Below are 11758 nucleotides of genomic sequence, written 5' to 3' on the forward strand. Positions count from 1 at the left end.
TCTGCTCCGCGCTCAAGAATGGCGGCACCGACGCGCAAAAGGCCGAATGGTTGCCGCGCGTCGCGGGCGGCGAGATCGCCTGTTTCGGGCTGACCGAGCCGGGATCGGGTTCGGATTCGGCCGGGCTGCAGACGACCGCCACCCGGACCGACAACGGCTGGGTGCTCAACGGCACCAAGCGCTACATCACCAATTCGCCCTTCGCCAAGGTCGGGCTGATCATGGCGCGGACCTCGAAGGAGAATCTGCCCAAGAATGCGCATGTCTCCGCCTTCATCGTGCCGATGGACGCTCCCGGCGTGTCGATCGGCAAGTCGGACAAGAAGATGGGCCAGTCCGGCAGCCATATCGCCGATATCATCATGGAAGACGTCCATGTCGGCGAGAGCGCGCTGCTCGGCGGCGAATTGGGCAAGGGCTTCGTCTATGCGATGATGAGCCTCGACAACGGCCGCATGTCGGTCGGCGCGGCGGCCACCGCTTATGCCCGGCGCGCGCTCGATAGCGCGATCCGCTACGCCACCGAGCGCAAGGCGTTCGGCGAGCCGATCGCCAATTTCCAGCTAATCCAGCAGATGCTCGCCGACAGCGAGATCGAGATCTACGCCGCCGAAACGATGATGGCCGACGTCACCCGCCGCGCCGATGCGGGGGAGAATGTCCTGCGCAAGGCGGCGGCGTTCAAGGTGTTCGCCTCGGAGATGTGCGGCCGTGTGGTCGATCGCGTGGTGCAGGTCTACGGCGGGGCGGGCTATCTCGCCGAATATGACGCCGAGCGCTTCTTCCGCGATGCGCGCATCTATCGCATCTACGAGGGGACGACGCAGATCCTCCAGCTCCAGATCGCCAAACACATGCTGCGCGAATTCAATGCCTTTGCTTGAGCCAGCCGGCAAAGGACGCGGCCATGTATAACCTGCTGGGCGACCTTTCGGTGATCGAGGCATCGTCGTTCGTCGCCTCGCCCACCGCCGGCCTCTATTGCGCGCAACTCGGCGCCGAGGTGATCCGTGTCGACCAGATCGGCGGCGGCCCCGATTTCCGCCGCTGGCCGGTGACCGCGGCAAACGATTCGCTCTATTGGGAGAACCTCAACCGCGCGAAGAAATCGGTCGCGCTCGATCTCGCGCGGCCCCAGGGGCGCGAACTGTTGCAGGCGCTGGTACGCGCGACCGGGCAGCTCATCACCAATTTCCCGGTCAAGGGCTTCATGGCGCATGACGTGCTCGCCGCGGGCTGCGCCGATCTCATCACCGTGCGGGTGATGGGCTGGGCCGACGGATCGCCCGCGCTCGATTATACCGTCAACAATGCGGTCGGCTATCCGATGCTGACCGGCGAGGGGCCGGCGCCGGTCAACCACGTGCTCCCCGGCTGGGATCTGTTGAGCGGCGCTTATGCCGCCTTTGCGCTGCTCGCCGCGCTGCGTCGGCGCGGGGAGACCGGCGCCGGAAGCGAGGTGCGCATCCCGCTCTCCGACGTCGCGATCGGCACCGTCGCCAATCTCGGCAGCCTCGCCGAGGTGCTCTACGAGGGGCACGACCGGCCGAGGCTCGGCAACACGGTCTACGGCCTGTTCGGGCGCGATTTCGTCACCGCCGACGGGGTGCGGACGATGATCGTCGTGGTGACCCCGCGGCAATGGGCCAATCTGCTGGCCGCGCTCGATCTCGGCGCGGCGGTGGCGGCGCTGGAGGCGCAGCGTGGCGTATCGTTCGCCACCGATGACGGGCTGCGCTTCACGCATCGCGATGCGCTGTTCCCGTTGTTCGAGCAGGCGATCGGCGCGCGCCGCCACGCCGATCTCGCCGCCGCATTCGACGCGGGCGGGATCGTCCATTCGGCGTATCGCGCAATGTCCGACGCGGTGCGCGATCCGGCGCTGGTGGCGGACAATCCGATCTTCGGGCGCGCCGCCAACCCCAGCGGGTTCGATTATCCCGCCGCCGGCGCGTTCGCCACGATGCCGCAGCTCGAACGCCAGCCCCCGCGCCCCGCCCCGCGCAACGGCGCGCATAGCGAGGAAGTGTTGACCGAACGGCTCAAGCTGTCGTCGGGCGAGATCGCGCGGCTGATCGACGCCGGCATCGTGGGGCGCGGCCAATGAGCGACTGGAGCCGCTGGGTCGGGCGCGAGGAAGTCCGTCGCGACCGGATCGACGCGGGGCTGCTGACGCGCTGGTGCGCCTCGCTCGATTGCACCGTACCCGACGACGGCGCGGTGCCGCAGGGCCTCCATTGGTGCCTGTGCCTCCCCGATGCGCCGACCGCTGCGCTGGGCGAGGACGGCCACCCGCGCCGCGACGACAGCCCGGCGAGCTTCATGCCCCCGGTGCCGTTGCCGCGCCGGATGTGGGCGTCGAGCAAGGTCGATTTCGTCCGTGCACTCCACGCCGGCGAGGTGATCGAGCGCCGCTCGCGCATCGTCTCGGTGACCGCGAAAACGGGCGCGTCCGGGCAATTGGTGTTCGTCGATGTCGCGCATGACACGCTCGGCGACGGAGAACTTGCGCTACGCGAGGTGCAGTCGATCGTTTATCGCGACGCCGCCCCGCCGGGCGCCCCGCCCACCCCGCCGCCGCTCGGTGCGGGGACGTTCGACGCCGGCGGCTGGGATGCGGTGCGTACGATCGTTCCCGATGCGCCGCTGTTGTTCCGCTATTCGGCGCTCACCTTCAACAGCCACCGCATCCATTACGATCTGCCCTATGCCACCGGCGCGGAGGGCTATCGCGGGCTGGTGGTCCACGGCCCGCTGACCGCCTCGCTGCTGCTCGATCTGGCGCGGCGCGAACTGGGCGACAACCGGCTCAGGACCTTCGCCTTCCGTGGAGTATCGCCGGCTGTGGCGGGCGAGCCGTTGCATCTTGCGCTGCGCACCGAGGGCGAAGCGATCGAGCTGGGTGCCTTCGCCGCCGACGGGCGGCAGGTGATGAGCGCGACCGCGCGGGCCTAGCGCGCTACTGCGCTTGAACGCGCTTCCCTCTCCCGGTTCGGGCTGATCTTGTCGAAGCCCTGCACTTTATCTTCCGCGAGAGATAGACAGCCCTTCGACAAGCTCAGGGCGAACGGGGGTTGGCTATGAACGCGCCCGCAATCGGCGATACAGCCGCCGCAACAACACCAGCGCCGCCACCGCCACCGCAAGCACGAGGATCGCCACCGCCACCGCCAGCCACGGGCTCGCAAAAGCGGTGAGCAGCAGCCCCGTGGTGACGATATCGCCCCCGGTCGACAGCGCGATGTTCGACGCCGGCTCGGGGCTGACATTGGCGATCGCGCGCGTCCCCGCCTTGGCGCCGTGGGTGAGCAGCGCCGCCCCGCCGCCGAGCAGCAGCGCGATCACCTGCCATTTCGGATCGGCCGGATCGACGATCGCCAGCGCGAGGAGCGCCCCGCCGACCGGGCGGATCAACGTGTGGATGCTGTCCCACACGCTATCGACCCACATTACCTTGTCGGCGAAGAATTCTGCCAGCGCGCCGACCCCGGCGACCGCGATCACCCAGGGATTGGCGAGTATGTCGAGCGCGTGGAGATGCGCCGGCATCGCCACCCAGCCGAAATGCATCGCCAGCCCGGTGACGAACACGCAGACATAGAGCCGCCACCCGCTCAACAGGCTGACGCTGGCTGCCAGCCCGAGGATTCCCGCCGCCGTCATCGCGCGAGTGTGCCACCGAATGGCCGCGCACGCACGCGTTGAAATTCCTGCGTAAGCCTCCTCCGTCATGCCGGACTTGATCCGGCATCCAGAGCAACGGGCGATAACGTTCTTGGCTCTGGATGCCGGATCGAGCCCGGCATGACGATTGAGCGTGGGAATTTTGAAATTTTTTGCCGCATCAGGTGCGGCCTTTTCGCTTCGCTCCGTCTATCCTTGTCGAAAGCGACAAAGGACGGGGGCCTCTCATGAAGACCAATTACCTGATCGGCGCGGCGTTGCTTGCGCTGGCGAGCCCGGCGTTCGCCGAGCCGATCACCCCCAAGGCCGGCGCGCTCCCCTCCCCCGCCGAGGCGTTCCCGACCGAGCCGGGCAGCGACTATTATCTCGCCAATTACGACGCCTATGAGAAATATCTGAAGGCGCTCGCCGCCAAATCCGATCGCATGAAGCTGATCGACATCGGCAAATCGGCCGAGGGGCGCACGATGTGGGTGGCGATCGTCTCCTCCCCCGCCAATCTCGCCAAGCTCGATCATTATCGCGAGATCGCGCGCAAGCTCGCCAAGGCCGAGGGGGTGAGCGAGGCGCAGGCCAAGGCGCTCGCCGCCGAGGGCCGCGCGGTGGTGTGGATCGACGCCGGGCTCCACGCCACCGAGACGGTGACGACGCAGAGCCAGATCCACGTCCTCTATCGCCTGCTCACCGCCGAGGACGCGGAGACCAAGCGGCTGCTCGACGATACGATCGTGCTGTTCGGCCACGACAATCCCGACGGGCTCCAGCTCGTCGCCGATTGGTATATGCGCAATGCCGACCCCAAGAAGCGCGAGTTCAGGAGCATCCCGCGGCTGTACCAGAAGTACGTCGGCCACGATAACAACCGCGACAGCTTCATGGCGCAGATGCCCGAGACGGTGAACGTCAACCGCATGCTGTTCCGCGAATGGTTTCCGCAGATCATCTTCAACCAGCATCAGACCGGGCCGGCGGGGATGGTGGTGTTCGTCCCCCCGTTCCGCGATCCGTTCAACTATAATTATTCGCCGATCGTGATGACCGAGCTGCAGGAGCTGGGCGCGGCGATGCACAGCCGGCTGGTGTCGGAGGAAAAACCGGGATCGGGGATGCGCAGCGCGGCGCCTTATTCCACCTGGCATAACGGGATGGAGCGCTCGGTCGCCTATTTCCACAATTCGATCGGCTTGCTGACCGAGATCATCGGCGGCCCGACGCCCGAGAAGATCCCGCTCGTTCCCGATACCCAGCTCGCGCGCAACGACGAGCCGCTGCCGATCGGCCCGCGCGAATGGCATTTGAAAGACAGCCTCGAATATCAATATTCGCTCGATCGCGCGGTGCTCGATTACGCCTCGCGCAACCGCGAGCGGCTGCTGATGAACATCTGGCGGATGGGCGCGTCGGCGATCGCGCGCGGCAATCGCGACAGCTGGACGATCACCCCCAAGGATGTCGACGCGGTCAAGGCCGCCGCCGCAGGCAAGACGCAGGAAGTTGAGGAATATTTCCGCGGTCCCCCGGCGGTCGATGCCGGGCTGTACAAGACGGTGCTCAACGATCCGGCGAAGCGCGATCCGCGCGGCTATATCCTCACCCCCGATCAGCGCGACGTGCCGACGACGATCGCGTTCCTCAATGCGCTGCTCAAGAACGGCGTCGATATCGAGCGTGCCACCAAGGCCTTCACCGCCGGGGGCAAGAGCTATCCGGCGGGCTCCTATGTCGTGAAGACCGCGCAGGCCTATCGCCCGCACGTCCTCGACATGTTCGAGCCGCAGGATCACCCGCACGACGCCGAATATCCCGGCGGGCCGCCCAAGGCGCCCTATGACATCACCGGCTATACGCTGGCGTGGCAGATGGGGGGGCAGTTCGATCGCATACTCGACGGCTTCGACGGCCCGTTCGAGCGCGTCACCGCCGATCTGCTCAAGGCGCCGGCGGGCAAGCAGATCGGCACCGGCGGCGCGGGCTGGATCGTCGGGCATGAGACCAACAACAGCTTCATCCTCACCAACCGGTTGCTCAAGGCCGGGGTGAAGGTGACGTGGCTGGCGGATGCGACCCGGGTCGGCGCCAGGGATTTCGCCCCCGGCGCGATCTGGATCCCGGCCTCGTCCGAAGCGGCTAAGATCATCGCCGAATCCGCGCCGCTCGGCATCGACGCCTATCGCATGGCCAAGGCGCCCGCGGGCAAGACGATCGCGTTGAAACCGGTGCGCCTCGGGCTGGTCGACAATTATGGCGGGGTGATCCCGGCCGGGTGGACCCGCTGGCTGCTCGAACAATATGAGTTCCCGTTCAGCGTCGTCTATCCCAAGGAGCTCGACGCGGGCGACCTCAACGCGAAGTTCGACGTGCTGGTGTTCGCCGACGGCACCGTCACCGGCCCGCGCGGCGGCGCGTTCAAGACGGGATATGCCAGCAAGCAGCCCAGCCCGGAGGATATCCCCGCCGATTATCGCGGCTGGCTGGGCAAGGTGAGCGCGAATGCCACCGCGCCGCTGCTCACCGCCTTCGTCCAGGCGGGCGGGACGGTGATCACGGTGGGCGGGGCCAATTATCTCGCCTCGCTGCTCTCGCCCGCGATCCGGCCGGCGCTGGTCAACCGCAAGCCCGACGGATCGCTCGCGGCGCTCGACCATCGCGATTTCTACATTCCCGGCTCGCTGGTCGCGGCGAAGGTCGATCCCACCAAGCCGCTCGCCTTCGGCATGACCCCGACGGTCGACATGTTCTTCGACCAGAACCAGCCCTTCACGCTCGGCGACGGCGCGACATCGGTGGCGTGGTTCGATTCGGCGACGCCGCTCAGGAGCGGCTGGGCGGTGGGGCAGGACAAGCTCAGGGGCACGGTGGCGATCGCCGACGCCGATCTCGGCCGCGGCAAATTGTTCGCGCTCGGCACCGAGGTGACGCAGCGCGCGCAACCCTATGCGACGTTCAAACTGCTGTTCAACGGCATCCTCTACGGCCCGGCGGCCGCGGCGGCGCGGTAAGTCTCTCCTTCCCCCCTTCTTCTCCCCTCCCTGGTGAAGGGAGGGCCTGGGGGTGGGTGGGTATGAGGCGGGTGCTCCGGTATCCCCTCGGGCCAACCCACCCCCGCCCCCTCCCTTGTTCAAGGGAGGGGAGAAGAAGGGGAGCTAAGCCGGGGAGATTGACGGCAGCTTTGCAGAAGCTACGGCACCTCCATGCATTTCTTCTCGGATAATGTCGCGCCGGTGCATCCGGCGGTGTTCGCCGCGATGCAGGCCGCCGATGCGGTCGACGTCGGCTATGACGGCGATCGGCTGAGCCGCGCGCTCGACGCGCGTTTCTCCGCCCTGTTCGGGCGCGAGGCGGCGGTGCTGTGGATGCCGACCGGCACCGCGGCCAATGCGATCGCGCTCGCCGCGCTCTGCCCGCCCTATGGCGGGGTGATCTGCCACAGCGAGGCGCATATCCAGAACGACGAATGCGGCGCGCCCGAATTCTACACCCACGGCGCCAAGCTGCTGATCGCCGGCGGCGAGGACGCGCGGATGACCCCGGAGACGGTGCGCGCGCTGGCCGATGCGATCGTCGACGACGTCCACCGCGTCCAGCCGCGCGCCCTATCGCTGACCAATGCGACCGAGCTCGGCACGGTCTATTCGCCCGACGATGTGGCGGCGCTCGCCTCGCTCGCGCGGCAACGCGGCTGGCGGGTGCATATGGACGGCGCGCGCGTCGCCAATGCGATCGTCCATCTCGGCTGCACCCCGACGGAGCTGACCGAAGGGGTCGACGTATTGAGCTTCGGCTTCGTCAAGAACGGCGGGCTTTCGACCGAGGCGCTGGTGTTCTTCGATCCGAAGCTCGCCGATGATGCACGGCGCCGCCGCAAGCGCGGCGGGCATCTGCTGTCCAAAGGCCGCTATGCCGCAGCGCAGATCCACGCGATGCTCGACGACGATCTGTGGCTCGCCAATGCACGCGCGGCGAATGGCGCGGCGGCGCGGCTCGCGGCGGCAGCGGGCGCGCGGCTGATCCACCCGGTCGAGGCCAACGAATTGTTCCTGCGCATGACCCCGGCCGAGGCGGCGTCGCTGCGCGCGCTTGGCTTCGGCTTCTACGACTGGAGCGACGGGGTGATCCGGCTCGTCACGCATTGGGCCAGCCCGGCGGCGGAGGTCGACGCGCTGGCACAGGCGATCGCGGCGTTGCCCTGATCGGATTTGCCGCTTAGGGCACGCGCATGACGACGAACTCCATCGGCGCGGAGCGCCTCCAGCGCCGTATGGCGCGCGGCGCCGCCTTTCTCGGCTCCGAGGTCGCGATCCTTGGCGGCGCGATGTCCTGGGTGTCCGAACGCCATCTGGTCGCGGCGATTTCCAATGCCGGCGGCTTCGGGGTGATCGCGTGCGGCGCGATGACCCCCGAATTGCTCGACGCGGAGATTGCGGGAACCAAGGCGCTGACCGACCGCCCGTTCGGGGTCAATCTCATCACGATGCACCCCGATCTCACCGCGCTGATCGAGGTCTGCGCGCGGCATCAGGTCGGGCATGTCGTGCTCGCCGGCGGGTTGCCGCCCAAGGGCAGCCTCGAGGCGATCAAGGCATCGGGCGCCAAATGCATCTGCTTCGCGCCGACGCTCGCGCTGGCGAAGAAACTGATCCGCTCGGGGGTCGATGCGCTGGTGATCGAGGGGATGGAGGCGGGCGGCCACATCGGCCCGGTCTCGACCAGCGTGCTCGCGCAGGAAATCCTGCCCGAGATCGCGCATGACGTGCCGGTGTTCATCGCCGGCGGGATCGGGCGCGGGCAGGCGATCGCGGGCTATCTCGATATGGGTGCCGCCGGGGTCCAGCTCGGCACGCGTTTCGTCTGCGCGACCGAGAGCATCGCCCACCCCAGGTTCAAACAGGCGTTCATCCGCGCCTCGGCGCGCGACGCGATCGCCTCGGTGCAGATCGACCCGCGGCTGCCGGTGATCCCGGTGCGCGCGCTCAAGAATGCCGGCGGCGAGCTGTTCACCCAGAAGCAGCGCGAAGTGGCGCAGGCGCTCGACGAGGGGCGCGTCGCGATGGCCGAGGCGCAGCTCCAGATCGAACATTATTGGGCGGGCGCGCTGCGCCGCGCGGTGATCGACGGCGATGTCGAACATGGCAGCGTGATGGCCGGCCAGTCGGTCGGGATGGTGAGCAAGGAAGAACCGGTCACCGACATCATCGCCACTTTGATGGCCGAAGCGGCGCAGGCGCTGGAGAAGCGCGCGGCGTAAACGCCCCACACGCGTCATGCCGGGCTCGACCCCGGCATGACGACAAAGGGCGGCGAGCCGGCGCCACTCGCTTCATCGTATCGATAACTTTTTGTTAACCAATTTGCGGCGGAATCCCCTTCACGAAAAAGGGGAGAAAGCGCCATGAAACGGGCCGCCATATCCATCACGACCGCCGCTTTGGCGGTGACGCTCGCCGGCTGTGCCGGGAAATCGAAGCATGTCGCGACGACCCAGCCGGTGCCGCCTGTCGCCACCGCATCGGCCGCGCCGATGCCGGCCGGCGCACGGCCGGGGATGAAGATCCCGACCCGGCTGTCGGACGGCAGCTACCTCACCCCCAACCGTAATCTCAGCGCCGCCGCCTCGGTATGGCATCTCCGCGCCGCGCTCAATGTCGCGGCGCTCGCCTGCCGCGGCCCGGCGCAGGCGGGGATCGTCTCGCGTTACAATAGCCTGCTGACCCAGCAGAAATCGTCGTTCGCCGGGGCGCAGACCGCGCTCGCCGCCGAATATCGTGCCGCGGGCGGGAATTGGGAAACGCGCGAGGACGATGCGATGACCCGGCTCTACAATTATTTCTCGCAGGATTTCGCGCGCGACGCGTTCTGCGCGCGCGCGGCGCAGGTCCTCGAACATAGCGAGGGCATGGCCCCCGCTGCCTTCACCGCGGGCGCGGGCGAGCAGCTTGCGGCACTCGACCGCCCGTTCGTCGAATTCTTCCGCGCCTATGACGCGTGGCGTAGCGGCGAAGCGGCCCGCCCGGTGATCGCGGTCGCCAGCCGGACGGCGACGATCGCCCCCGTCCCGGTGCCGGTCGCCCCGCGCCGCGCCGAACCGCCGCACCTCAAGGTCAATATGCTCGCGCTGCAGGACCGGATCGTCACCGGGGGCTGATCGAAGGGTCGAACGCAAAATCGAAGCGCAAGCAGGGGTTACGAAAGCCGCTAGGTTCGGTTAACGGTCACCGGCATGACGACCGGCAGGATCGATCAGCCCGTCGAAGGGCGTTTCGACGGGAAGACGCACCGCTTCCCGCTCCGTATCTATTTCGAGGACACCGATCTTTCCGGTGTGGTCTATCACGCCAATTATCTGCGCTTCATGGAGCGCGCCCGATCGGACATGCTGCGGCTCGCCGGGGTCGACCAGCGCGCCGCGCATGAGGCGGGCGAAGGCGCCTATGCCGTCGCCAGCCTCGCGATCCGCTATGCTGCCCCCGCGCGGCTCGACGACGCGCTCGTCGTCGAAACAAAAGTGACCGAGGTGCGCGCCGCATCGGTATCCATTCATCAGAGAGTCATGCGCGGGGCTATTTTGCTCGCCGAGGCCGATGTCGTCGCCGCGCTCGTCGCGCCGTCGGGGCGGCCGCGGCGGCAGCCCCGTGCGTGGATCGAACGTTTCAACTCTCTCCTGGCCAGGAAGGACCAGACGCCTTGAACCTGTTCTTCAATTCCGACGCCGCCACGCTCTCCCCGGTCGCGCTGTTCATCCAGGCGGACCCGGTGGTGAAGGCGGTGATGCTCGGGCTGCTCCTGGCGAGCATCTGGACCTGGGCGATCATCTTCATGTTCTGGCGGCGAATCGGCCGCACGCGGCGCGAGAGCGAGGCGTTCGAGCGCGATTTCTGGAAGGCGGACGATATCGACGCTTTCTACAAGGCGCGTGCCGATCAGGATATGCCCGCCGCGCGCGTGTTCGCCGCCGGTGTCGCCGAATGGCGTCGTTCGACGCAGGGCGCCGCGATCGACCGCGCGGGGACGCGCGAGCGGCTCGCGACCAGCATGGGCGCCGCGGTCGCCAATGAGATCGACAATCTCTCCGACCGGCTCAATGTGCTCGCCACGGTCGGCTCGGTCGCGCCGTTCGTCGGGCTGTTCGGCACCGTCTGGGGGATCATGCGCAGCTTCACCTCGATCGCCAGCCAGCAGAACACCAGCCTCGCGGTGGTCGCGCCGGGGATCGCCGAGGCGCTGTTCGCCACCGCGATCGGGCTGTTCGCGGCGATCCCGGCGGTGATCGCCTACAATCGCTTCAGCCACGGCATCAACCGCATCGAGGCGCGGCTCAACCGTTTCGCCGACGGCTTCCACGCCACGCTGAGCCGCCAGCTCGATCGCGAGCGCTGAGGCGATGGCGGTCCATCTCCCCTCGCAAAAGAGCAGCAGCCGCCGCGCACCGATGGCGGACATCAACGTCACCCCGCTGGTCGACGTGATGCTGGTGCTCTTGATCATCTTCATGGTCACCGCGCCGCTGCTCACCGCGGGCGTGCCGGTCAACCTGCCCGACAGCCGCGCGCGGCCGCTCGATCAGGACAAGCAGCCGACCGAAATCTCGCTCGACGCGATGGGGCGCATCTTCATCGCCAAGGAGGAAGTGCCCGAGCAGCAGCTGCCGCAGCGGCTTGAGGCGATCGCCGCGCGCGCCGCGTCCGGCGAGCAGCCGCCGCAGGTCTATCTGCGCGCCGACAAGGCGCTCGATTACGGCCGGGTGATGCGGGTGATGGGCGAGCTGAACCGCGCGGGGCTGAACCGCGTCGCTTTGGTGACGGTCGGCGAGGATTGAGCGAGGTGGAACGGTCGGAGAAGATCGGCTTAGGGCTGGCGATCGCCGGGCATGTCGTGCTGTTCGGCCTGCTCTCGGTCGGCTTTCTCGCGACGCCCAACCCGATCAAGCTCCAGCAGCAGCCGGTCGAGGTAAGTCTGGTCAAGGATGTCGGGCTCGAGGCGACCGCGCCGCAGGCCCAGACTCCGCCGGCGCAATCGGTCGCGCCTGAGCAGGGCGAGCCGGAGGACGCCGCGCCGCCCGCGCCGAGCGTTGCGGCAC

General features: G+C 67.8%; 11 protein-coding genes and 1 pseudogene. 11 read left to right on the top strand and 1 reads right to left on the bottom strand.

The window, feature by feature from the left end; translation table 11 throughout:
* From BGN95_RS00510 to BGN95_RS00520, 3 genes are all read left to right on the top strand, one after another.
* A partial coding sequence (locus BGN95_RS00510; RefSeq protein ID WP_286771292.1) for an acyl-CoA dehydrogenase family protein occupies positions 1 to 884 on the top strand: 884 nt, incomplete at its 5' end.
* A gap of 23 nt (positions 885 to 907) precedes the next feature.
* A complete protein-coding gene (locus tag BGN95_RS00515) occupies positions 908 to 2107 on the top strand; it encodes a CoA transferase (protein ID WP_179512487.1) in 1200 nt (399 codons plus the stop codon).
* A complete protein-coding gene (locus BGN95_RS00520) occupies positions 2104 to 2955 on the top strand; it encodes an HTD2 family dehydratase (protein ID WP_286771293.1) in 852 nt (283 codons plus the stop codon). The genes BGN95_RS00515 and BGN95_RS00520 overlap by 4 nt, the downstream gene beginning before the upstream one ends.
* 123 nt (positions 2956 to 3078) lie before the next feature.
* On the opposite strand, the gene BGN95_RS00525 is transcribed toward BGN95_RS00520, so the two are convergent.
* Positions 3079 to 3663 (bottom strand): DUF4126 domain-containing protein, encoded by a 585-nt coding sequence (locus tag BGN95_RS00525; protein WP_179512489.1) that lies wholly within the window; start codon positions 3661 to 3663, stop codon positions 3079 to 3081.
* A 248-nt stretch (positions 3664 to 3911) separates the two neighbouring features.
* Here BGN95_RS00525 and BGN95_RS00530 point away from each other — a divergent pair, with 248 nt between their 5' ends.
* The 8 genes and pseudogenes from BGN95_RS00530 to BGN95_RS00565 all read left to right on the top strand — a co-directional run.
* Positions 3912 to 6683 carry a M14 family metallopeptidase gene (locus BGN95_RS00530; protein ID WP_286771294.1) on the top strand — a complete coding sequence of 924 codons (2772 nt, stop codon included), beginning with the start codon at positions 3912 to 3914 and terminating at the stop codon, positions 6681 to 6683.
* A 192-nt stretch (positions 6684 to 6875) separates the two neighbouring features.
* Complete coding sequence (locus BGN95_RS00535; RefSeq protein ID WP_286771295.1) at positions 6876 to 7874, top strand: threonine aldolase family protein; 999 nt, start codon at positions 6876 to 6878, stop codon at positions 7872 to 7874.
* Between the two features lie 26 nt (positions 7875 to 7900).
* Positions 7901 to 8929 (top strand): NAD(P)H-dependent flavin oxidoreductase, encoded by a 1029-nt coding sequence (locus tag BGN95_RS00540; RefSeq protein ID WP_179512492.1) that lies wholly within the window; start codon positions 7901 to 7903, stop codon positions 8927 to 8929.
* A 144-nt stretch (positions 8930 to 9073) separates the two neighbouring features.
* On the top strand, positions 9074 to 9826 hold the full coding sequence (locus BGN95_RS00545; protein WP_286771296.1) for a hypothetical protein: 753 nt from the start codon (positions 9074 to 9076) through the stop codon (positions 9824 to 9826).
* Between the two features lie 75 nt (positions 9827 to 9901).
* Positions 9902 to 10369, top strand: coding sequence for a tol-pal system-associated acyl-CoA thioesterase (ybgC, locus tag BGN95_RS00550; protein WP_265270975.1), 468 nt, complete (start codon positions 9902 to 9904; stop codon positions 10367 to 10369).
* Positions 10366 to 11058 (top strand): protein TolQ, encoded by a 693-nt coding sequence (gene tolQ / locus BGN95_RS00555; protein ID WP_179512495.1) that lies wholly within the window; start codon positions 10366 to 10368, stop codon positions 11056 to 11058. The genes ybgC and tolQ overlap by 4 nt, the downstream gene beginning before the upstream one ends.
* Before the next feature lie 4 nt (positions 11059 to 11062).
* Entirely contained in the window at positions 11063 to 11497 is a 435-nt protein-coding gene (gene tolR / locus BGN95_RS00560; protein WP_179512496.1) for a protein TolR, read from the top strand.
* Positions 11498 to 11502: 5 nt separating this feature from the next.
* Positions 11503 to 11758 (top strand): annotated as a pseudogene (locus tag BGN95_RS00565) (cell envelope biogenesis protein TolA); the annotation flags it as partial.

This window comes from Sphingomonas sp. 66-10, from assembly GCF_001897045.1.
Classification (GTDB): Bacteria; Pseudomonadota; Alphaproteobacteria; order Sphingomonadales; family Sphingomonadaceae; genus Sphingomonas; species Sphingomonas lycopersici.